At 44.5% G+C, this 22,628-nt stretch carries 22 protein-coding genes; 9 read left to right on the forward strand and 13 right to left on the reverse strand.

The features are described from left to right. Nucleotides 1-40: 40 nt before the first annotated feature. The 3 genes from BAU14_RS01705 to BAU14_RS01715 all read right to left on the reverse strand — a co-directional run bounded on the left by BAU14_RS01705 (nt 41) and on the right by BAU14_RS01715 (nt 1,726). The gene (locus tag BAU14_RS01705) at nt 41-739 is read right to left on the reverse strand and encodes a DUF6773 family protein (protein WP_161898363.1); all 699 of its coding nucleotides are present in this window, start codon (nt 737-739) and stop codon (nt 41-43) included. A 95-nt stretch (nt 740-834) separates the two neighbouring features. Next, on the reverse strand, nt 835-1,527 hold the full coding sequence (locus tag BAU14_RS01710; protein WP_161898364.1) for a hypothetical protein: 693 nt from the start codon (nt 1,525-1,527) through the stop codon (nt 835-837). 4 nt (nt 1,528-1,531) lie between these two features. Next, a complete protein-coding gene (locus tag BAU14_RS01715) occupies nt 1,532-1,726 on the reverse strand; it encodes a helix-turn-helix transcriptional regulator (RefSeq protein WP_161898365.1) in 195 nt (64 codons plus the stop codon). A 175-nt stretch (nt 1,727-1,901) separates the two neighbouring features. On the opposite strand from BAU14_RS01715, the gene BAU14_RS01720 reads away from it, so the two are divergent. Then, entirely contained in the window at nt 1,902-2,252 is a 351-nt protein-coding gene (locus tag BAU14_RS01720; RefSeq protein WP_161898366.1) for an iron chaperone, read from the forward strand. Nucleotides 2,253-2,482: 230 nt separating this feature from the next. Here BAU14_RS01720 and BAU14_RS01725 read toward each other — a convergent pair whose 3' ends face one another. Then, nucleotides 2,483-4,126 (reverse strand): putative polysaccharide biosynthesis protein, encoded by a 1,644-nt coding sequence (locus tag BAU14_RS01725; RefSeq protein WP_161898367.1) that lies wholly within the window; start codon nt 4,124-4,126, stop codon nt 2,483-2,485. A gap of 330 nt (nt 4,127-4,456) precedes the next feature. On the opposite strand from BAU14_RS01725, the gene BAU14_RS01730 reads away from it, so the two are divergent. Beyond that, nucleotides 4,457-5,971: a UDP-N-acetylmuramoyl-L-alanyl-D-glutamate--L-lysine ligase gene (locus BAU14_RS01730; protein WP_161898368.1), complete on the forward strand. Its 1,515-nt coding sequence runs from the start codon at nt 4,457-4,459 to the stop codon at nt 5,969-5,971. 508 nt (nt 5,972-6,479) lie between these two features. On the opposite strand, the gene BAU14_RS01735 is transcribed toward BAU14_RS01730, so the two are convergent. After that, on the reverse strand, nt 6,480-6,686 hold the full coding sequence (locus tag BAU14_RS01735; RefSeq protein ID WP_161898369.1) for a hypothetical protein: 207 nt from the start codon (nt 6,684-6,686) through the stop codon (nt 6,480-6,482). Nucleotides 6,687-7,142: 456 nt separating this feature from the next. On the opposite strand from BAU14_RS01735, the gene BAU14_RS01740 reads away from it, so the two are divergent. From BAU14_RS01740 to BAU14_RS01755, 4 genes are all read left to right on the forward strand, one after another. Beyond that, entirely contained in the window at nt 7,143-8,057 is a 915-nt protein-coding gene (locus BAU14_RS01740) for a hypothetical protein (RefSeq protein WP_161898370.1), read from the forward strand. A gap of 549 nt (nt 8,058-8,606) precedes the next feature. Then, nucleotides 8,607-9,227 (forward strand): hydrolase, encoded by a 621-nt coding sequence (locus BAU14_RS01745; protein ID WP_161898371.1) that lies wholly within the window; start codon nt 8,607-8,609, stop codon nt 9,225-9,227. Between the two features lie 17 nt (nt 9,228-9,244). Beyond that, complete coding sequence (locus BAU14_RS01750; RefSeq protein ID WP_161898372.1) at nt 9,245-9,610, forward strand: hypothetical protein; 366 nt, start codon at nt 9,245-9,247, stop codon at nt 9,608-9,610. Nucleotides 9,611-9,620: 10 nt separating this feature from the next. Next, nucleotides 9,621-10,487, forward strand: coding sequence for an alpha/beta hydrolase (locus tag BAU14_RS01755; RefSeq protein ID WP_161898373.1), 867 nt, complete (start codon nt 9,621-9,623; stop codon nt 10,485-10,487). A 180-nt stretch (nt 10,488-10,667) separates the two neighbouring features. Here BAU14_RS01755 and BAU14_RS01760 read toward each other — a convergent pair whose 3' ends face one another. The 5 genes from BAU14_RS01760 to BAU14_RS01780 form a co-directional block, all read right to left on the reverse strand. Then, entirely contained in the window at nt 10,668-11,834 is a 1,167-nt protein-coding gene (locus tag BAU14_RS01760; protein WP_161898374.1) for an iron-containing alcohol dehydrogenase, read from the reverse strand. Nucleotides 11,835-11,954: 120 nt separating this feature from the next. Continuing rightward, complete coding sequence (dhaL, locus tag BAU14_RS01765; RefSeq protein WP_161898375.1) at nt 11,955-12,551, reverse strand: dihydroxyacetone kinase subunit DhaL; 597 nt, start codon at nt 12,549-12,551, stop codon at nt 11,955-11,957. A gap of 48 nt (nt 12,552-12,599) precedes the next feature. Next, the gene (dhaK, locus tag BAU14_RS01770) at nt 12,600-13,583 is read right to left on the reverse strand and encodes a dihydroxyacetone kinase subunit DhaK (protein WP_161898376.1); all 984 of its coding nucleotides are present in this window, start codon (nt 13,581-13,583) and stop codon (nt 12,600-12,602) included. Nucleotides 13,584-13,633: 50 nt separating this feature from the next. After that, nucleotides 13,634-14,032: a dihydroxyacetone kinase phosphoryl donor subunit DhaM gene (dhaM, locus tag BAU14_RS01775; RefSeq protein WP_161898377.1), complete on the reverse strand. Its 399-nt coding sequence runs from the start codon at nt 14,030-14,032 to the stop codon at nt 13,634-13,636. Between the two features lie 105 nt (nt 14,033-14,137). Further along, the gene (locus BAU14_RS01780) at nt 14,138-15,277 is read right to left on the reverse strand and encodes a glycerol dehydrogenase (RefSeq protein WP_161898378.1); all 1,140 of its coding nucleotides are present in this window, start codon (nt 15,275-15,277) and stop codon (nt 14,138-14,140) included. Nucleotides 15,278-15,604: 327 nt separating this feature from the next. On the opposite strand from BAU14_RS01780, the gene BAU14_RS01785 reads away from it, so the two are divergent. Then, nucleotides 15,605-16,621: a PocR ligand-binding domain-containing protein gene (locus tag BAU14_RS01785; RefSeq protein WP_161898379.1), complete on the forward strand. Its 1,017-nt coding sequence runs from the start codon at nt 15,605-15,607 to the stop codon at nt 16,619-16,621. 275 nt (nt 16,622-16,896) lie between these two features. Here the strand turns inward: BAU14_RS01785 and BAU14_RS01790 are convergent, their stop codons facing one another. Further along, nucleotides 16,897-18,069 (reverse strand): NAD(P)-dependent malic enzyme, encoded by a 1,173-nt coding sequence (locus BAU14_RS01790; protein WP_202622144.1) that lies wholly within the window; start codon nt 18,067-18,069, stop codon nt 16,897-16,899. 38 nt (nt 18,070-18,107) lie between these two features. Beyond that, nucleotides 18,108-19,376, reverse strand: a complete 1,269-nt coding sequence (locus tag BAU14_RS01795; protein ID WP_161898401.1) for a 2-hydroxycarboxylate transporter family protein — start codon at nt 19,374-19,376, stop codon at nt 18,108-18,110. Nucleotides 19,377-19,647: 271 nt separating this feature from the next. On the opposite strand from BAU14_RS01795, the gene BAU14_RS01800 reads away from it, so the two are divergent. Further along, a complete protein-coding gene (locus BAU14_RS01800; protein ID WP_161898381.1) occupies nt 19,648-21,186 on the forward strand; it encodes a Spo0B domain-containing protein in 1,539 nt (512 codons plus the stop codon). Further along, the gene (locus BAU14_RS01805; protein ID WP_161898382.1) at nt 21,183-21,860 is read left to right on the forward strand and encodes a response regulator; all 678 of its coding nucleotides are present in this window, start codon (nt 21,183-21,185) and stop codon (nt 21,858-21,860) included. The genes BAU14_RS01800 and BAU14_RS01805 overlap by 4 nt, the downstream gene beginning before the upstream one ends. Before the next feature lie 101 nt (nt 21,861-21,961). Here the strand turns inward: BAU14_RS01805 and BAU14_RS01810 are convergent, their stop codons facing one another. Next, the gene (locus tag BAU14_RS01810) at nt 21,962-22,543 is read right to left on the reverse strand and encodes a polymer-forming cytoskeletal protein (protein ID WP_161898383.1); all 582 of its coding nucleotides are present in this window, start codon (nt 22,541-22,543) and stop codon (nt 21,962-21,964) included. Nucleotides 22,544-22,628 lie beyond the last annotated feature (85 nt).

A 22,628-nucleotide genomic window follows, 5' to 3' on the forward strand; every position in this document is an offset into this window, starting at 1 on the left:
GTAGTTTTTCTACCTACGCAGTGTCTACTTTTTTGCTTGATCAATACCAATTGTCATTGTGAAATCCAATCAAATAATACAAGGAGATATAGCCAAACCACACCAACCCTAACAAACTGACCATCCACTTAGAGTACTGATACTGCCGTCGATTCATCCCAACCCCTAGAGCTAAAATAATAGCCGGCAGCAAAAAGTTTCTTAACAGGTTTCTTAGATCCGGCTCTTTGTGCCAATTTAAACCGATACTCACCAAAACGATACTCAGCTCTATCATTACAACTGTGATCATCTGCTTATTGTTTTTGACCGAAAATCGTTTCCCATCAGGCCACGATTTAAAAAGGAGGAGGATCCCAATAACCAGAAAATAGAGATTCAAAAATGACAGCAGGTTAATGACAAGCTCGCCATCACCAAACAAATTGCTGAAATCCAGCGGCATAATTATTACAAAAGACAAACTAAGCCCTAGACAGTACAGACTAAGTGAAAGGCTGTTTTTTCCTTCATTCACGCCCAGATACGCATCTTTTACAATAAGATAGCCAGACATCACTATAAAGCCAATCCATAACACCCAATAACAAAGCATAGCCTGACTGGTAAACAGCGGCTTCCCCCGAAAACTCTCAATAGCTGCTGTTAGAACCAGGCAGATAATCATCGACCAAAAGCCTAACATAACCCCTTTACGCCGCGCTTGCAGTTGCCGTTCATCAAATTTTTGCTTACTCATGTACCACTCCCCCTGTCGCGTTTGCCACAAACACTGTCTTTTGATCATGTTTTTTTAAATCGTCTTTTTAGCTGTTGTTTTATTGCTTATCACTCTCAGTGCCAACGATAATTGTTAAATCCGATTAGATAATACAAAGTACAATAACCAAACCAAGTAAACCCTAGAAGCAATAGAAAGAAGCGGCCTTTTCGATATTTTTTGTCCATAGCAAACGGTAAAAACAGCACCATTGTAGGCAAACCCAGTCCGACAGCAATACCGGCAATATTCAGTTGCTTATCCATATTACGGATAACCGCAGCAATAAAGACAACGATTAAAAGTCCACATATCGCCCATACAGGAGCGGGAATACTTTTTCGTGCTTCCGACCAATTTGATAACGCCTTAATAAGCAGACAAATTCCTATTCCTAGCCACATGATTGACACTACAGCACTTGGATCGGCAGACACTTGCCCGTTTTCAATAAATGGATCAGCAGAAGAAAACAATCTCATAAAATAGAGGAGTCCTATGACAAAAATAACCAACGCACTCAGGCCCAAATTCTTTGATTCAGTAACACTCAAGTAAGCATCCTTAAAAATCCAATAGCCAATCGTGACAGTGATCCCTAAAACAGCCGTCGTCAGTCCCATGCTATATTGTGTTGCAAACAGTTCCTTTCCTCTGAAATCACCAATAAGCGGCAAGAGAAACAATAACGCCAGTATTGTCCAAAATCCAACAGCATAGCCTTTACGCCGCGCCTGCAGTTGCCGTTCATCAAATTTTTGCTTCATTTTCTTACTCCTCCCAAAACAGCTCATCTAAAGTCTTCCCTAAAGCTTTGCAGATCTTGACGCAGAGGTTAATTGTGGGATTGTAATCCCCTTTTTCAATTGCACCAATCGTCTGTCGGGTGACACCAATTCGATCAGCTAGTTCCGTTTGAGTTAAATCTTTTTCCACCCGAGCGGCTTTTAATTTCAGATTTTTCATAGTCCCACCTCGCAAATCTAGTGTAGCATAGGCTAAATAAAATGCAATATATATTTAACATAGAGACTATTATTCTTTACTTTTCCCCTGCAGTCATGCGGATTCGTAAAAAACAAGTCTTGCCAATTCCATGCTAAAATACAATAAACGATAATTCTTGAAAGGAAGCTTCCCTATGACAGTCATTGAAGATTACATTGCCGCCGCTCCACAAAAAACACAGCCTCAATTAAATCAACTGTATCGCTTACTCAAAGAATTGCTGCCCACAGCAGAAGAGCGGATTCGCTATGGTATGCCCACTTTTTATGCCGGTGAGAATATCCTACATTTTACCGCTGCCAAAAAACATTTGGGCTTTTATCCAACGCCGGGACCCATTGCAGCCTTTCAAGAGGAGTTACAAGCTTTCAAAACTTCCAAAGGAGCTGTCCAGCTGCCTTATGACCAACCATTACCGGAAATACTCCTAAAAAACATGGTCCGCTATCGCCTGGCCGAATTAACGGAAAAAGGCAAGCCTTAGTTGGTAACTTTCAACTGCTCAAAAAGGATTATTGCTGAACACTAGCCAGCTAACAGCTCTAAGATACTGCCTACCAAAAGAAGTTCATCAGCCTTTGACCTGTTTGCCGATAAAAATAGAAGCAACTTCCGTTAAAGAACCGGAAGTTGCTTCTATTTGCTTATAGCTCACACCTGATCATGTTCGCTTCGAAGGACGGTGACACGCTGATTGTCACCCTCTCTTTTTATCTATTTTAAATGTAGTCTGCGGCGAATCTTGGCAGCCGCCGAACCCAATAGTTTGTCAGCTAGACGAACCTTCAATGCCATAAAGATGTAGACAGCGGCTCCAACTGCTGCCACTCCCATCACCATAACAAAGGATTGCAGCTTACTGTCGGTATTCAGGAATAGTCCTAACAGTTGGCGGGTAATAAAAGCTGCCACAACCATGACCAGACTCATCAAAAAGATCAGGACCACACGACGGGAAGTCAAGACCCGGTCAAAGCGGGACACTTTGTAAAGCTTCCATAAGTTCAAAGAAACCACCACGCCAAACCCGATCATCGTAGAATACAGCGGGCCATAAACTTCAAACACGCGAATCATCGGATATTGGAAAATCAGTTTCACCAACAGTCCAATAGCAAAAAAGATGATTGCTGAGCCATTTTCATACATTCCCTGCAGCATACTGGAGGTCATTGTGTACAAGCCTAAAAATAGACCGGTAATGCAGGCAACGATCAACACCCGTGAACCAAGATCACTGGGCGCATAGAACAAGGTATTCAAAGGATACGCCAACAGCATCATCCCAAAAGTCGCTGGAAACATGACAAAAGCGAATAACTGTAGATTGTTGGAAATCAACTTCGACAATTCCTTTTGCTTGTTCAATGTCTTAGCCTCTGTAATTAGTGGCAAGCCAGTCAAAGCCATCGACGTTGCTAAACCGATTACCACCATTGTCAGCTTGTCGGGATTGGCACTGAAAATTGAGAAGAGCTTTTGCAATTGGGCTGCAGAGTAGGTGGTAAATCCTTGCATCGTCCGTACAAAAGTTACTTGATCGACGATTTTGAAGATTGTAATGCCGGTCCCGATGATGATGAAAGGAATGGCTTCTCTGATCGTCTCGACAATCAGTTCACGCGTATCTAACTTGATATTGTTGGCGCTGTGTTCCACCAAATAGTCCATTCGCACCCTGTTTTTTTGCAGATAGTACAAGAGTAGTGCGATACTTGCCAAAGCCCCCAGAAAGGCCGCAAAGGTCGATTGAACGACTGCTTCTTCATATTTGCCGGAACCGACTTTCATGATGAAGAAAGTCGCCAAAAGCATATAGAAGACTCGGGCCACTTGCTCTGCCAACTGGGAGATTGCATAAGGCATCATATCGTGTTGTCCTTGGAAATACCCCCGCATGACACTCATACAAGGAATCACCAGAACCGCTACACTCAACGAGCGTATCACCGGAATCAGCTCAGTCCCACCGCCAGAAATCTTAGCTAGCCAAGGCGCCATCAGATACATTACCCCGCTACAAATGGCACCAAAAATCGCCATCACCACTAGCGCATTTTTGAAAAGACGGCGGCTAGTAGCGTATTCGTTCAGGGAATTATAGTGGGCCGTCTGTTTACTGAAAGCAGCCGGAATTCCGGCAGTAGAAATCATCAGAAACAGGGCATAAAAATTGTAACCCATATTGAAAAGGGCATTTGCTTGGTATTGATCGCTGCCCAGCCAGTAAAACCAAGGAACGACATAGATTGCACCCAACAGACGGGAGCCGACATTCCCCAGCGTCAGCCAGGTAGAACCACGGGCCATCCGTTCTTCGGCGGACAGCGTTTGTTGCGGGGACTTATTTTCTGCCATGTAGATTCTCCTGCTCCATAAATTTAAACATACTAGCTTATTTTACTATATTCCCCAAAGCAAACAACAGATTTTGTGAACTTTTAATCTCTTTGAAATATGGATGAGAAAATCGCGAAGTTCTCCTGTCAACTACCCGGAGAAAAAAATGAAAAGCATTCTATAAAAAAGCGGCTACAACCACACTGCTTTTACCTGCGGACAGTTTTTCATGTAAACTTGGTTTTGCTGTCCAGCCTGCTAGAAAACACCGGCCACCTGTCATATTTCGTACTTTTTTTCCTTATGCTATAATAGACAGAGAATTTTGACGAAACGAGGCGTTTTGATATGGCTCTGACCCTGGAGACAGTTTACAATATTTTGCATCAGCAGCATCTGTTGAAAGAATTTATTTTAGCAGATGGCTGGCATTTGGATAAAACAAAGTTGCCGGCGTTGTCCTTTGCTGCCATTTCTTACGATTCCCGCAAAGCTGATAGTGAGACGCTGTTTTTTGCCAAAGGCGCGGCCTTCAAAGAAGAATATCTGGCTGGTGCTATTGCCAAAGGATTACAGGTCTATGTGGCAGAACAACCCTATGAGGTCGCCGCTGCTTGTGGAATCATCGTCACAGATATTCGTAAAGCGATGGCCCTTTTAAGCGCCGCTTTTTATGACTATCCTCAAGAAAAATTGAAGATTGCTGCCTTTACCGGAACCAAAGGGAAAACGACTACAGCCTATTTTGCCCACGGAATTTTACAAGAAACTACCGGCGGTAAATGTGCCATGTTTTCTACCATGGAAACAACCCTAGACGGTAAAAACTTTTTTAAATCACATCTGACTACACCGGAATCTTTGGATCTATTTGCCATGATGGCAAAAGCAGTGGAAAACGGCATGACACATCTGGTAATGGAGGTCTCTTCTCAAGCTTACAAACTGGATCGGGTTTATGGACTAAACTATGATGTGGGGATCTTTTTGAATATCTCGCCGGATCATATCAGCCCTATTGAGCACCCGACTTTCGACGATTACTTCTATTGCAAGCGAGAATTGATCTATCATTCAAAAGTCGCTGTTTTAGACGCTGATATGGATTATTTTCAGTTGGTCGCGGAAAGCTGTCAGTTGGCCGCAATTCCTGCATACACCTATGGGCGGAGTGCCGGTGATTATCGGATCAGCACCTCAGAGACCGATCAGCGGGAATTTTTTGTAGAAAATCGCATTGATCCTTTGAAAATGACGGGCAATTACCGCATCAAGCTCCCGGGTGACTTCAATCAGGACAATGCTTGTGCAGCGCTGTTAGCTGCAGCTTTACTGGGGGCGGATACCGAATCGGCTTATCGAGGTTTAGCCGAAGTGAGTGTACCAGGACGGATGTTGCAGTTGCACACCGCAAACGGGGCTGTCGTCTACGTGGATTATGCCCACAACTACATCAGCCTGAAACTCTTCTTGGAATATACTCGGCAAACTCATCCTGCTGGCCGCCAGATCGTCATTCTTGGTTCTCCGGGAAACAAGGCTATCAGCCGTCGCCATGACTTTGGCGTTGTTCTGGCAGAATTGGCAGATGTGGCCGTCTTAACCGCTGACGATCCGGCATACGAAGATCCCCAAGCAATCGCAGAAGAAATCGCTGCTGCTATCGACAATCCGGCGGTAGAAATCATCTATGAGATGGATCGAGAAAAAGCCATCACCTTGGCATTAGAGCTGGCTCGTCCTGAAGATGTTGTCTTGCTAGCGGGTAAAGGTGAAGATCCCCAACAGAAAGTCAATGGCGTGGATACGCCTTATGATGGGGACTACGTCATCGCTAAACGTCTAATTGAAGCCGGAAAATAATCTTAATTCATAGCAGTTCCCCGATCAGAGGCTAATTTAAACTAGGCAATCAAAGAGGTTGCGCCAATCATTTTGCCGTCTTCCCCCAAAGTGAATATGACCAAACGTCAAATACAACGAAAAGCCAAGTCCCTCCCATTAAAGAACTGTGGAAGTGACTTGGCTTTTCATTGCTTAAAATTTCAAACGCTGACTACCTTTGATTCTATTAAGACAAATCAGTGGTATTTACTTTTCTTTACACACATGACCCAGTTCCGCTTATAAGTAACAAAAACAGATTGATCGTTGCTTAATCCCAATATTTTTTAAGAATCTATATATCAATAAATTTCAATTGATTTTAAGCAGTTCAGACATTAAAAAGCACACCAAAAATTCGCATACCAGAACACATCTACCTAGTATAAATAACAAAAAAATGTTTGTGTTTGATCTATCGTACTTAGATATATTCGAGATTAATTCTCTACAGTCACCTTAAACAACATTGTATCTCGCAAGCTTTCTAACTCAGACGTCGATATTTCTCAATAACTAGTTTTAATATCTCAACAATTTCAATATTTCCATCTACATATTCTTTTACTAATTTCATCGTATTTTCTGAAGGTATCATTGCTGCATCCAATGCTGCGTATGCCAAAGCAGTGTCTCGAAACTTTTCTCGCTCAATTTTCATGGCGTATTTCATATATTTCTCGTCAGCAGCCATACCCTACTGCCCCCTTAGAAGTTACTTATTCAAGTAAGTTTTGTTTTCATTCTACCTTTAAAAAGCCATGATTTTTCAGAGTGTACAAAAATGCAACAGCACAAAATAAAAGGGCTTAAAAAAATAATTACTGCCGAGTTTTCTTAAATCACCACGACTCTTCGGCACCTTCTTACAACGAAAATATCGATAACCTAATAAAAAAGTTAATACAGCTTTTTGTTAGAGATATATCTTTCCACTTGTTCATCAATTTCTTATTAGCTACAACTTCACTTTTTCCGAATAATTATGCTATTTGCAAATTAGAGAGAAGTACAATTAACAATTGTCAGCCTGTGGCGTTCTCAATATCGTTAATCATTAAGGATTTTTTGATAATCACACTTTAATTAACTAATGAAATTTCCCAGTTGTTTTGTGTTATTATTAATAATATTTAGGAGCGTGATATTAATGAAAAGAGTGTCTATATTGTTATTTAGTGTACTCGCACTAGCTGGTTGTTCACAAAATAAAACCGATGCCAGTTCAACTGATAAATCCTCTGAAACAACCGTAACTTCGACCACGGTTGTTCAGTCCTCATCATCTCAACAAACGAGCGTTGTTCAGTCCTCTTCTTCTCAACAAACGAGTAGTAGTGATACACAGGATGAATCACTTTCTTACGCCGTAAACTTAGATGATTTCACACAAGAATTGACCTTGCAAGATGGCCGCAAACAAACGGTTCATCACCTCGAGTTTGAATCGAAACAAAAAAATCAACCTGTGACTATCCTGCTAAACACCAAAGATTTAAACAACACCGGTAACGGCCTCTACATCACTACCACCGCAGGAGACGAGTTTTTTTATCCCGCGTCCATAGCAGAGGAACCTACCAAAACGATTACCGTCATAAATGATGCTGGCGAAAAACGGGAAGTGAAAGTGAATACTGTCGTAAAAGTAGCCACACCTGAGGATAGTTCCGATCCCATGCAAATCGTTGGCGACACCTACTTCCTGTTTTACAATAATCAAGGAACGATTTCTTTAGCAACTCGGAATTTCGCCGAAAATGCAGTCGGTACAACGCTTGACACCACTAATCTAGTGGAATACCTCCAAGCGGATTCCATAGCTGAAGCGCCTGTTGCTCCTGCCGAAAGTGAAATCGACAGCGATGCTTACTACGATTCCATCCTTGCTGCATGGCAACAGCAACAAGATTACATCGACTCCATCGATGATGATGCAGTGAAGCAATCCGTCCAAACGTCTCACTCTGCCGCCATATTCGAAGCCAATCGTTTAGAGATGGAACATCCCGAAGATGCAGCGATCATCAATGAAAGCCTTCAAAAAGTATTAGCCGGCGAATAACTAAAAAAGGAAAGCAGAGAAGTGAAAAATCACTTCTCTGCTTTTTCAATCACCACAGCTTTTCCATGTATCTATTTAAATTCGATTAACACGCTAAAATCTAAAAAATTCTGGATTAATTAAGTCAACTAGAAAATCTGCTTATTCAACTGACGTTAATTGTCGTATTTGGATAAAAAGTCCCAAACTCCTCAATTCTTGTAAATAGTTCTGAAACGCCCCTCCATTTCTTGTCTATACTTCCGACCATTGAATTATTAGGGTCTCCCCAATGACTTTCGATAAACATTTAAGCTATAAAAAAGCTAGGTTTCATTTTGTACATTTGTTGACAACTAGTTTCTAACAGACAGTACGTTGTTTGAGCTACCGGCTAATAATCATATAAAAATGGTTGCTGTTACACCACATTTTTTAGGCTACCTGCTGATTAGCACCTGCCTTCTTGTTTTATGTAAACGCTATCTCCGCTGAGTCTCCCCGCTTTCCAAAAAAAATGAGTGAGCGTATAGTTTAAGAGTAAAAGGCAAATAGAAAGGATGTTTTCTCATGACTAGTTATGCACCTCGTGATCCGCAAACCGACGAACTGCTTTCGCCGGACAATAGCGTTTTTGTCTTGATTGATTATCAACCCACCCAGATCAACTCCATCAATTCGATGGATCGCCACCAGTTGATTGACAGTATTGCCGCAGTTACTTCTTTGATGAAATCCTACGGTGTACCGATTATTTTATCCACAGTGAATGTGGCTACCGGCCGCAACCAAGATACGATTCCCCAATTGAAGGCGCTGCTTACAGACACTGCCAGCTATGATCGCACCTCCATCAATGCGTGGGAAGACCAAGAATTCAATGCTGCCGTCAAAGCGACCGGCCGCAAAAAAATCATTATCTGTGCGTTATGGACCGAAGCTTGTCTGACCTTTCCCACATTGGATGCCTTGAAGGAAGGCTATGACGTTTATCCAGTAGTCGATGCGGTTGGCGGCACCAGTGTTATCGCCCACGAAACTGCATTGCGACGAGTGGAACAAGCCGGCGCCCACTTGACCAGTTTTGCACAGTTGGCCTGCGAATTCCAGCGGGACTGGAACCGTGGCGAAACAGTTCCTACTTTTGTCAAAGCCATGCAAGATCGAGGAATCTTCCTGAAACTGCAATAAGAAAGGGGACGAGCAATATGCTTGATGTCCAAGGTGCTTTGAAAAATTTACAATCAACAGTCACGAGGCATTTTTTGCACATCCAAAACCAGCACCCTTTCATGCGAGCCTGGGCCGTTCAATTCGAGCTGGCCTATACAGATTTTCGGGTCATCCAGCTGGCATTGCAGTTAGCCGATGAAATGGATTTGTTGAAAGAATTCACCACCGCCTACGACAAAGTCTACCAATATGAATCTGCTTTTGCCTTTGACGGCTTGGACGGCTTCAATGCCAAGTATGCTACTAAAATGACAGACTATGAGAAAGCGAAAGAGGAACTCTTGACCGCTATCGCCAAGATTACTAAGGAACAGCCCCACGATCCCAACGATTTGATTTGAGGTGAAAGCCATGAATAGTGAAACAGATATCCTCTATAATAAAGAACAACAGCTGACCCTTGATCTTTATTGGCCGACACAAAATGCAGACAGCAAGCCTGCCAATAGTGTTGATCAACAGGCAGCCCTTGCCATTGAAACACCTGCAAAAAACAACACCGCCTCACAAAATACCAAGGGGACGATTCTCTTGCTCCACGGCGGCGGTTGGTTTCGCGGTGACAAGCAAAAAGAAACCTTTTTAGCAGAAAAATTCACTGCTCAAGGCTATCTAGTAGCAGCTCCTAATTATCGACTGGCACCGGCTGCGATTTATCCGGCAGCAATGACAGATGTACTAGCGGCCTTCGACTGGTTAAAGGCGTCTGGCCGCCTTCCCAAAGAGCGACCAATTTTTGCCCTCGGTGCATCCGCTGGCGGAAATTTGTCCATCGAGCTGGCCTTGCAGCGAGGAATTCCTGCTGCTTCTTGGTCCGGGATTATCGACATGGCCGATTGGGTGAAAAACCACGAAAATGTCCCGGCTGTCATGAACCAAACCCAGCATTTTGATGAACACGAAAGCCGTCAGATTGATCAAGACGGTCAAAACGAATCTTTTTACAAATGGTTTGTCTTGAACTATGTCGCTGATGACCCGGCCTTGTTACAAGAAGCAACACCCTTGACCCGGGTCTCACCACAAAGCGGCCCACTGTTTTTAGCCAATTCCTTACACGAACTGGTCCCTATCAGTGGTGCCCTCATGCTACAAAAAGCATTGGCAAAAGCTAATGTGGTTTCTGAGGTCAAACTGCTCGCGGGTACGATCCACGGCGAAGGGTATTGGGAAACTGCATTGCCGGCAACCCTAGACTTTTTTGCTGAGTATTTGTGAGTGGGTTAGTTTCTTTGTTGATTGTTGGAAAATAGCATCCAAAAAAGCGCTGCTGGACTCCTGAGCTATTCAGGAAATCCAGCAGCACTTTTTTTAGGCAGCCATTTTTAATACCAAACCATGTTTTGCCTAGAGAACTTAGCTCCAGACAGCACAGCACCGTTCAATTGATAGTCGTTATCACGCATTATAAGCCGCTTCAAACAGTGCCACGATGTCTTCTGTCCGTCCTTTGCGGGGATTGGAGAAAGCATTGCCGTCTTTTAAGGCGTTTTCTGCCATCAATTGGAAGTCTTTAGGATCGGCACCAATAGATTTGATGTTGGCGGGAATCCCCACGTCTTCTGAAATCCGTTCCAGTGCGGCGATTCCTCTTTCTGCGGCAGCCATTTTAGATAATCCGTCGATATTTTCACCTAGAAAAACAGCGATATCAGCAAAACGTTCTGGGCTGGCAATCATATTCCAACGTTCAACTGTTGGCATAAGTACTGCGCAACAAACACCGTGAGGAGCATCGTATTGACCACCTAGTTGATGGGCCATTGCATGGACGTATCCCAAGTCAGCATTGTTGAAGGCCATCCCTGCTAACAAAGAGGCATAGGCCATATTGGTACGCGCCTCCAAATCGTGGCCGTTTGCAACAGCACGACGCAAGTATTGGCTAATCAATTTTATTCCTTTTTCAGCTTGCGCATCAGTGATTGGGTTACGGTTTTCAGAAACGTAGGATTCTACACAGTGGCAAAGTGCATCCATGCCGGTAGCGGCGGTGAGTTTTTGCGGAACATCTAACATCAGCAAGGGATCATTAAATGAAACTAATGGCACATTGCGCCAAGAAACAACTACAAACTTCAAGTGCGTTTCTTCATTGGTGATTACCGCATGACGAGTAATTTCAGATGCAGTTCCGGCGGTAGTATTTACCGCCATTAGTGGTGGGAGCGGCTCTGTTAAAGTTTCAATACCTGCCAATTTTGTCAGATCGTCGCCATTGGTCAGCAAAATGCCAATTCCCTTACCGCAATCATGGGCTGAGCCACCACCGACAGTGATGATGGCATCACAGTTTTCCGCTTGGTACAGCGCTACGCCGGATTTGACATTGCGGATTTTGGGGTTGGGTTCCACTTCATCAAAAATTACATAGTCGACACCAGCTGCTTGTAGACTGGCTTCCGTCTGTTTAACCGGACCGTTTGCCATGTTCCGCAAAAAACTATCTGTTACGATCAAGACTTTTGTCATGTGAAGCATTTGTGCCCGATCACCGATTTTTTCAATAACACCAGGACCAAAAAAGTTTACACTAGGCATCATAAAATCAAAATTTGTTTTCATATTACTCGCTCCTTTTTTTGAAAAGCTTTCAAACTGCCGCGGCTCAAAAAACAAACCGCTGTACTCAAAGCACGCTCTGTAATTGTTTCAATTCTTTTAGACAATCACCACACAATGAATTTATAAATATTTCAGCAAAGCTACAAACAACAACTCGCTGGAAGCTGCTCCGGGATCAATGTGACCAATAGCTCGTTCTCCCAGATAGGAAGCCCGTCCTTTTTTAGCTACCAGTTCAGCGGTATGTTCTTTCGCTGTATGAACCACGGTCTCCGTCAGTTGCCCTTTTTTTAAAGCCGCTACTGCAGGAAGCCAGACATCCACCATGGTTTTGTCCTCGGCTGCAGCTTTCCCTCGCAGCTGAATCATTTGCAAGCCTTGTTCCATGACTTCGCCCAGCTGTTCTTGGCTGTCGATTTCAACGATATCTTTGACGGCTTTGGTGATTCCCATAAAGGCTGAGCCGTACAATGGGCCGGAAGCACCGCCGACTTTTGAAATCAATGCCATGGCTAGAATTTTGGCGGTATCGGTAATGGATGTCGGCTGTTTTGCTGCGAAATCGGCTTCATAGGCAGCCATGCCGCGAGCCATGTTGTTTCCGTGATCTCCGTCGCCGATGGGAGTGTCCAACTCGCTGAGGTAGCCTTTATTTGCTTCGATGGCTTGACCAAAATCAGCGAGCCACGCTTGAAATTCTGTGACCGTCATTTTCATTGGTACAATCGCTCCTTTGTTCTTTCTATCTAAAAATCAATGGTCTTATTACCAACTGATGACCTCAACCGGGCTTTGCAATGCGAAAAGCCAGCTCTCTTCTTGCAGATCCACCAGTGTCAAACTGATGCCCACCATATCCAAAGAAGTCATGTAGTTGCCCACTTTGGCAAAAGAAACAGCCACCTTTTTTTCTGCTAAAAGATTTTGCACATCATTCATGAAGACAAACTGCTCCATCAAAGGTGTGGCTCCCATGCCATTCACCAATACAGCCACTTGCTCTGGTTTTCGATCATAATTTGAAAGCAGTTTGGTCACCAGCTCTTCAGCAATCCCGCGAGAAGTCAACAGTTTTTCTCGACGATAGCCCGGCTCACCGTGGATTCCCACGCCAAATTCCATTTCATCTTCAGCCAATTCAAAGCCAGGTTTGCCTACTTCTGGGACAGTCGCCCCACGCAATGCCACCCCGATGGTCTTGATAGCAGGCAGTAATTGTTCACCCAATGCCTTCAGCTCTGCCAAGGAGGCACCATTACGAGCAGCATCCCCGATGATTTTGTGCACCAGAACGGTTCCGGCCACGCCCCGCTTGCCAGCTGTATAGGTACTGTTTTCCACAGCGACATCATCGTCCACTACCAGCATCTCCACTTGGATATCTTCCATTTCTGCCAAATCTTTGGCCATTTCAAAATTCAAAATATCGCCAGTGTAATTTTTTACGATCAATAAAACGCCCTGTCCTTGATCTGCAGCTGCTATTGCCGTCTGGATCTGATCGGGTGTCGGTGAAGTAAAGACATCCCCCAAAACGGCTGCACTCAGCATTCCGTCGCCGACAAAGCCGGCATGGGCGGGTTCATGACCGCTGCCACCACCAGAAACCAGGCCAACTTGGGGTTGCTGCTTGTTTTTAGCGATGACCCGGCTGTCAGCAACTTGATGAATCAGATAAGGATAGCTCTTCACCAATCCTTGTTGCATTTCACTGATGATTTCACCGGGTTTATTGATGATCTTTTTCATTAAAATCCGCCTTTCTCTTGTGTCTTTTTGCTTTCTTTACAGTAGTCGGTTCAAGACCAGCCTTTTTGGCCAGCGTTTTGTGCTTCTTGTAAAATATGTGCCAAGTCATCGGAGACCCCCGCTGTGATCGCAGCGGCAAAAGCGCCTTCTACCAGCGGTGCATCCACCAATTTATACTTTGCCTGCAATTCCGGTTCCAGCATGTCATAGGCCAGCTCACTGGAAAGTACCGCACTGCCCAAATCGGCAAAAACCAAAAAAATATCACTGTCTTGCGCATCTTCGGCAGCGGCGATAATTTTCGTAGGATCACTGCCCAGTTCTCCTGTGGCTGTCCCTCCCAGAGAATAGATGGCAACATCCGCTGATTGTGACATTTGTCGAATCATTTCTTTGATCCCATCTGTGATTTGTTGGCTGTGAGAGACCAGAAAAATACTTTTTTTCATTTTTTCACCTCATCTGTTTTGAAGGGAGCTTGTTTCACGTAAAGCCGTCGTTTTTTAGCTTCACGAGGATAGCCGGGACCTCATCTGAGCGTCCCGGCCCGCCTTTTATGCTAATCCGTTACGAATTTTATAGTCCTGACCGATACGGTCGGCCACAATCAATGCATTCGCCACTGCTTCTTCGGAGATTGGAAATGGCATGGAATGGATGGATTCTTCTGGGATGCAGGCGATCTTAGCCACCGCCAAAGCTTCTTCAAAACTGATTTCTGTCACACCCAGATCTGCCAATGTCAGTGGCAAACCGACAGAAGCGCAGAAATCCATGACAGCTTCAAGCTCTGATTTAGCGGCATCTTCCATTACCAGTTGGACAATGGTGGCAAAAGCAACTTTTTCACCATGCAGGTAGTGGTGTGTGCCTGCCAACACCGTCATGCCATTATGAATTGCATGAGCCGCTGCCAAGCCGCCACTTTCAAAACCTAAACCGGAAAGTAAGATATTGGTTTCGATAATCTTGTTGAAAGCTTCCGTCACTAAGTTGGCTTCACAGGCAATTTTAGCTTGGAGTCCGTCTGCCTTTAGATTTGTCCAGCACAGTTCAGCCAATGCCAAAGCTGCATAGGTCCCAATTGCGGGTTCCGTCAATCCTTCGCGAGAGCCCATAGGCAAGCTGGCATTGACCCGTGAGTATGAATTATGCGTCGCGCGAGCTTCAAAATATGTGGATAAAGCATCTCCCATCCCGGCTACCAAAAAACGAACCGGCGCTGCGGCAACGACTTTGGTATCAACCATGACCACACTAGGGCTTTGTTTGAAATAGGCATAATCATCAAAAGAACCATCTGCATGATACAGTACAGCAGAATGGGAAGTTGGGGCATCAGTAGCGGCAATCGTCGGCACAATGATTAAATGTTCGCCTTCTGCTACGACTTTGGAAGCATCAATAGCTTTGCCGCCCCCTAAACCAATAATGCAGTCGGTATGATTTTCGGCTGCGACTTGTTGCAAGCGTTTGGTTTCTTCACGAGTTACTTCGCCATTGAAGCCGCCTTCTACAAAGTGGATACCAAATTTTTTGGCCGTTGCATCTAGTTGGGGACGGACCCGATTAACATCATCTGGGTTGGCGATCAACAGAGCCGATTGACCGAATGTCGAAACAAAGTAGCCCAGATTCAATAGTTCATCTTCGCCTTGCACATATTTTGTTGGTAAGATCAATGCTTTTCTCATTTTCAAAAACCTCCAGTTTTTTTCAAATCAACAGAGCTTCACTGTTCCCGTCTGCGGCCGCAATCAGGATTTCTCGTCAGTTGTTCATCAGCTTTCTATCAACTGAAAGCGCTGCAACTGATTACATTGCTATAATAAGCCCCCCGCTGATAAAAAGCATGACACTACGATAACGCTTTCTTATCTGTTTAGATGGGATTATCTTGCAAAATGGTAATTATTTGTTATCCCACAGGAAAGTTCTATAATGAAGACAACACAATGTCGCGGTGCAACCTAACTAAAGAACGTTGCAGAAATTGAAAGCACAAGAATGGAGAGGCACAAATGGCTGAACGCTTTGATATCGAACGGGTCTTAGATCTGAACAAGTGGGAGATCTTACAAGAAAAAATCGCGACTGCGACTGACTTAGCCATCATTCTGGTGGATTATCGTGGCAAACCGATTACCCGCCACAGCCAGGTGAAACCTTTTTGCCGACTGGCTCGTAATCATCCACAGCTGTCTGTTTACTGCGAAAAGTGCGATGCCCGCGGTGGTGTCGAGGCGGTTCGAACCGGTGAACCTTTCATTTATCGTTGCCATTTTGACATTATTGATATGGCGATTCCCATCATGGTCGACAATCATTATGTCGGGGCAATTATGGCTGGTGAAATTATGGCTGAACATCATCAAGAGCAGTTGGAACAAGTATTGAACCTGTCTGAACGAGAAGATGTCCGTTCTTTCAAAGCGCAGCACCAGGACTTGATTGATGCTTATCCCAGACTCTCCTTGACTAAATTAACTGAAGTCGCTGCCATGTTGGAACAACTAAGCGAATACATCGTCACCGAAGCCATCAAGAAAGACTATCTTGTCAAAGCCTATAAGCAGACCTTGCGAATCGCCAAACGAGAGACTGATGACGCGTATCCTTCGACAGAAGATACCGCCGACTTAGAATTTGTCAGAGAAGATCTCCGCCAATCCCTCTTGGAAAAACGGTTAACAGATACCGGCATCTATCAAGCAAAAAATCGGACACTGCAGCCGGCCATTGATGCGGTTTTTGCCAACAAAGCCGCACACTTAGATTTGGCAAGTCTGGCAGAATTGGTTAACCTCAGTCCCACCTATCTGAGTCGATTGTTGCGGGAAGAATTTGGCGAGCCCTTCAGCCAAATCTATGCCAAGCTGAAAATTCACTGGGCAGAAGAATTGCTGTCTTCCACTGAACTGTCCATTGCTGAAATCAGCGACACTCTCGGCTATTTGGAACCCAGCTATTTCATTCGCTCTTTCAAAAAAATCAAAGGAACCACTCCGCTAAAATGGCGACAGAGTTTGGGGAAATGAGCTTGTTTGATTCCAGTTAGTCCATTTTCTCTCCATAAAATATAGTCTTGCGTAACGTCTTAAAATCTTCTCAAAACTCCAGAAAAATTGACTGCTCACTCCGCTTACCCGCAAAAACCTTGTCACTAGCAGACATTCCACGTTTTTTGAAGCTGTGAACTGTCCTTTTAAAACTGAAAACGCACGACAATCGCGTCTGTTCGCGGTTGTCGTGCGTTTTATCTTTTTTACATAAATCCTCTACTGGAAAAACTTACATAGGCTGTTGAAAAGGGTCAGGCCTTGTCCATCACAGCATCCCGAACTGCGGCAGCGACAACTTTAGCTACTCCTTCTTGAAAAGCATCGGGAATGATGTTGGTTGTGCTCAACTCTTCATCTGGAATCAGGCTAGCAATCCCTTTGGCAGCTGCAATTTGCATGTCTACTGTAATTTTACGGGCCCGCGCATCCAAGGCGCCTCGGAAAATCCCTGGAAACGCCAGAACGTTATTAATTTGGTTTGGAAAATCGCTGCGGCCGGTACCGGCAATATACGCGCCGCCTGCCAACGCTTCATCGGGGAAGATTTCTGGCGTTGGGTTAGCCATTGCAAAAATCACTGGTTTGTCTGCCATGTCCTTGATCCATTCCTGTTTCAACGCTCCCGGTGCGGAAACTCCTACGAAAATGTCGGCACCTGCCAATGCAGTGTGCAGATCTCCAGAAAGATGTTCTGGGTTGGTCAGTTTTGCGATTTCAGCATGGTGTGGGGGTAATTGCTCACTGTCCTCCTCATTCAAAATACCGATTTTATCCACAACAACTACGTTTTTCGCACCAGCAGCTAAAAATTTGCGTGTCACCGACAGGCCTGCCGAACCGCCACCGTTAACTACGATTTTTACTTCTTCCAACGACTTGCCAATCAGCTTCAAACTGTTAAAGACTGCCGCCAATACAACAATTGCTGTGCCGTGCTGGTCATCATGGAAAACAGGAATATCGCATTCTTCAATCAGACGACGTTCGATTTCAAAGCAGCGAGGGGCACTGATATCCTCCAAATTAACACCGCCAAAAGTCGGCGCCAAAGCTTTGACGATAGCAATGATTTCTTCGGTGTCTTGCGTATCCAAAACAATTGGGATCGAATCAACATCCGCAAAACGTTTGAACAATGCAGCTTTTCCTTCCATTACCGGCATTGCAGCCTCTGGACCGATGTTGCCTAATCCTAAAACAGCAGAGCCGTCACTGATAACCGCCACCGTATTCTTTTTAGTGGTCAGTTCATATGCCAATGCGCGATCTTCGGCAATCGCGGAAGACACTGCGGCAACTCCCGGTGTGTAAGCAATACTCAGGTCGCGGCGATCATTGATAGGTACTTTGGAAATGACCTCCAATTTACCACCATGTGCTTTTGCTTGTTGCAACGCCAATTCTTTTACATCTTCTGCCATGATTATGGCCTCCTTATTCATTTTATCGTTACTTTTGCTTATCAGAAAATCATCCGTAAAATAGCAGTCATAGCGATTACCGTGATTGCGCCTCCCAATCGCGTCGCAACTTGGGCAAACGGCATCAAATTCATACGATCAGCAGTACTTAAGATTGCCACATCACCAGTCCCCCCCATTCCGCTTTGACACGCAGAAATGATTGCTGCTTCAATCGGATACATGTTCATGAAACGTGCCACCACAAAACCTGTAGCAATGACGGTAAAGACAACACTGATGACCACCAAAAAGTATTGGATACTCAAGGTGCCGACCACATCTTTTAAAGGAATATAAAGTAAACCCAGCCCTGCCATCAATGGAAAGGTAAAGTTGCCGGAAATAAACTTGTAGAGCTGCTTAGAGCCATGCTGTGTTTCCACGGGTACCACGTTCAGATATTTCAAAAAGGCCGCCAAAACAATCATCAGAACCGGACCGGGAAAACCAGTTAAGTGCTGCAACAGACCACCAGCGATAAACAAGGTGCAGGCGGTTAACACCCCGGCGCCCATCTTTTTGATATCAAATTCACCGGAATCATCTTTTAACGCATCTGCCATATCGTCAGTATTACTCATTTTTACTAACTGACCTCCACCGGAAAGATCTGGACGCTTTTCACCCCAGCGAGAGAGCAGTGCGGTACACATGATAGCAAAAAAATTACCAATGATTGTAGCCGGAATCAATTGTGCAACCAGCTGTTCGCTGCCCAGGCCGGTGATTGCACTATAACCTAGCGATAAAGGTAAGATTCCTTCCCCAATCCCACCAGCTAAGACCGGTGTGACGATGAAAAACAAAGTATGTTGCCATTCCAATCCCAAAAGCACACCCACCAACGTTCCAACTCCCATCGCACAAATCATCCCCAACATCATAGGAATAATCATCCGCATCAAGCCTTGGACGAGAATCTTGCGGTTCATCCCCAAAATACTACCACAGACTAAGCAAGCAATATAAAAGTACAGAAAATTGGCCTGCTTCATCAAAATATCGGCAGAATCCAGAACATTTTGGTTAACCAAGTTGAAAAATACCAATATAGAAGGCACGAGCAACGACAAAATTGCTGGTCCACCAAAATTTTTCAAAAACGGAATAGTTGCACCAATTGTCCCCAGCAACCACCCCAAAGTCAAGATGACGGCAAAACCGCCCAGCATGTTCACCGGCAATTGCTCCAGCAGTGCCGTCGCAACAATTACTGCTGACAGAGCTAAGTACACTGGCAATGGTACGGAACCGACTTTGATCTGCATCCACTTCTCAAATGTCTTCCCCCCTTTTACCGTTGGCGCTTTTGTCGTTACATCATGAGGCGCGATTCTTTTCTCCATCTGTTTTCCCTCCTGTTGAATAAGTCGGCATCAGTGTCGTGGTCACTGTGCTGTCTTGTTTACATCCACAGCATACGGGAAGCGATTACATTTTCGGAGATTATTTAACTAATTTAAGCAACTCAACTTATTTAAGTACCTAGATTACCTGACCGCCTATGCTATACTGATGGAGAAAAAAGGGGGGAATCCGATGAAAAAGGGGCCACGACTATGGAGCTTATTGACACTTGCTTTTGTCGCAGTGCTGTTAGTAGTCAGCGCAGTTTTATTCGGCTCGATCCTCTTTCAAAATGCTCGCTTCGTCAGAAACAAGGAAGAAAACCTGCTGCTAGCTGTCGGCAGACAACTGGCGATTGAACCGCAAGTAATTGCTGCATTAAAAGCAGACCAGGCCAACGAACCATTGGAAAGTTATACCAATGAAGTCGCCCAGATTCACGGGTTGGACTTTGTTGTGGTCATGAATATGGCTGCGATTCGCTTAACCCATCCTGACGAAAGCCTGATTGGACAGCACTTTCGCGGTGGTGATGAAACAGAGGCACTAGCCGGTCATGAGCATATTTCCGTCAGCTCCGGAACCTTGGGGGAATCGCTGAGAGGATTTGTACCGGTCTACGATCCCTCAGAAAATCATCAACAAATCGGAGTTGTTGCACTGGGAATTCGGGTCCAATCATTGAGTACAATCATTAAAAATTCCCGTCAAGGTTACACATTGGCACTTTTGATCAGTATTGCTATTGGATTTCTTGCAGCTTCAGCACTGGCCTTTTACTTGAAAAGGCAGCTTCATAACCTGGAACCCATGGAGATTTCCCGTCTTTTTGAAGAGCGCAATGCCATGTTGGAAGAAACCAAAGATGCGGTAGTCGTCACAGACCTGCAGCTCCAGATCAATTTAGCCAATATTGCGGCTAATGATCTATATCGAAAAAATAGCGGACACAAGGACTCCCTCGTCGATCATCCTCTGAAAGATCTGGTCTTGAGACCTGAAGCCGTTGATTTAGAGCGTAATGTTGAACAGCTGTATCGTCAAAATGGCCAGGATTACTTATTTTCCGCAGCACCGATCGTCGTTTCAGGAAAACATATCGGTTGGATTATCTTTTTGCGCAACGCCACCGAGTCGTTATTTGTTATGGATCAATTGGCCAATACGACCGCTTATGCCAGTGCCTTGCAGTCCCAATCGCATGAGTTCATGAATAAGTTGCATGTAGTCTATGGTTTGGCAGACTTGAAAGCTTACGATGAATTGAGAATTTATTTAAACGATATTCTCACGCCAGAACGGGAATTTTCTCACCGGCTGTCCTTTTTAGTACAGAATCCCCAGATTGCTGGTTTTTTGATCGGTGAGCGACAGAAGTTTTCTGAGCGCAAGACCCAACTGCTAATCGAGATTACACCCGAGATTCCCGAAGCGGCTACTGAGCAGGATACCCGCAGCCTGATTGATTTATACCGCTTTATCCATCATATTTTATTACAGACTGTGCCAGCTGAAGAGCTGCGCTTATCAATCCATTACGAGAATCAGACTTTGGAGACAATCTATGTTCTCGATCTCCCTCAAACAGAATATCCTCAGCTTAAAAGCAGTTTTGAAAATCACTATTTTCAGCAAATGCTACTGACCGCAGATGCTCATTTTCGTTTAGAACTCCGGCACAGCGTCATTACGTTGCAACTGTTGACTCATTATAAAGAGGTGACAAAATGAATGTCCTAATTGTAGAAGATGATCCGATGGTGGAATTCATCCATCGTAATTATTTGGAAAAAGGAGGGCAATTTCAGAACATCTATTCCGCCGGATCAATCAGAGAAGCTGAGCATCTTTTGGCAGATAAAGTGGTGGATTTGCTTTTGCTGGATATCCATCTTAAAGACGGCAACGGCCTTGAATTACTGACTCGCCTGCGAAAATCTGATCACGGCACCGAGGTTATTTTGATTACTGCGGCTAATGAAGCCCAAACGGTCAAAGAAGGTCTCCATCTGGGCGTAGTCGATTACCTAATCAAGCCCTTTACAAACGAACGTTTTCAACAGAGTATCGCCTTGTTTCAACAACGCCAGCAAGCATTGGAACAAGACAATCTGCAGCAAGAAACCATCGATCGCCTCGTACAAGCAGCTACCGAGCAAACGATCCCGGGAGCGGCGGCTAATTTTTTGGACAAAGGGCTCTCAGCAGATACCCTGCAAAGAATCAAGACAGGTATTCACACCTTCAAAGAACCGTTTACCATTCAACAACTGTCCGAAAAAACTGGTCTTTCCCATGTCTCAGTGCGCAAATATGTAACCTATCTGGAAGAACATCATGCGATACGCAGCGACGTAATCTACACCAAAGTCGGCCGACCTTATAAAGTGTTTTATCGGATCTAAGAATGCGCCTAAATTACTCGCAATCACAAAAAGTCCCACACATAATAAAATGTGCGGGACTTTTTTCACTGATTACTCAAGTGATTGGTTTATCTCAATACTTATTCACTGACAGTTACGTCGCCTTCGACTTTGGCGCCGTTTTCGTCAAGTTTAGCAGAATCTTTGTATTCTTGTTTTTCAAAAGTTACTTTGCCAGTTACTGTTGCGCCGTCCAGAACAAAGCCATTTGCTTTGACCAAGACATCACCTTTGACTGTACCATGTACGATGTTCAAATTTTCTGATTCAACTACCAATTGAGGTACGGTGATTGTGTATTCAGCAGTCACTTTGCGGTCGGCATCTTGAGAATACAATGCCAATTTACGGTAGATATCGTTCGCTGCTTCCCCTTTGTCATGGAATTCACCAGTTACGGTCAAATCTTTGTCAAAGTTTACATCGCCAGTCACGCCGATAATCCAGTTTCCGTCAGCACTCAATGCTTTTTCCAAAACTGATGGATCCGCACTTACAGAAGCAGAAGAAACAACTTCTGGTGCGCTAGTAGAAGTTTGTTCCGTCGTAGCTGCTGAACTGCTGGAAGCTGAGCTGTCTGCTGTTTTGTCGCTGCTGCAGGCGCCTAAAGTTACGGCTAACAGACCCATTGCTGCGATACTTGCGATTTTTTTGGTGATCATGTTCATTACCCCTTTTTTGTTCAATCATTATTTAACAACCCGTATCATACCACCCTCTGCCGAAAAACAAAAACAAAAGGCACTT

The sequence above is a fragment of the Candidatus Enterococcus leclercqii genome (assembly GCF_009933135.1).
Taxonomy (GTDB): domain Bacteria; phylum Bacillota; class Bacilli; order Lactobacillales; family Enterococcaceae; genus Enterococcus_C; species Enterococcus_C leclercqii.